Source organism: Bacillus sp. JJ1764, assembly GCF_036962145.1.
Lineage (GTDB): Bacteria > Bacillota > Bacilli > Bacillales > Cytobacillaceae > Neobacillus.
This window is the reverse complement of record NZ_JBALNY010000161.1, coordinates 1-391: the sequence shown is the minus strand read 5'-3', so window position 1 is coordinate 391 and position 391 is coordinate 1. Positions and strand designations below refer to the sequence as shown.

Genomic DNA, 391 nt, shown 5'->3' with positions numbered 1-391 from the left:
CGCCGCTGACCAGGGCGCCTCCGCTTTTCTAATTTACAAAGTCTCAACAATCATTTACAGAATATTTACATTGTATTAAAACCCTCTTTACAGTCCGAATTTATGATTAAAACTGTAAGAAGAAAACATAAAAACAATTTTCGTAGGGGGAATTAAGGAAATGAAAAGTTTGAAACGGTTGAGCCTTTTTACACTACTGACAGCTTTAATGGTTTTTATGGCTGCTTGTGGTGGCGATAAAACTTCTAATAAAAGCGGTGAAGAAAAAGATCAAACCAAAAAGACAGAAGAATTATCAGGTTCGTTAGTCATTTCCGGATCATCCGCGATGCAGCCATTAATTGCAGCGGCAGCAGAAGAATTCATGAACGAACACTCCAAAGTAGATATA

1 pseudogene is annotated in these 391 nt (G+C 37.3%); it reads left to right on the top strand.

The window, feature by feature from the left end:
• Positions 1–160 precede the first annotated feature (160 nt).
• Positions 161–391, top strand: a pseudogene (locus tag V7083_RS19865) (phosphate-binding protein); the annotation flags it as partial.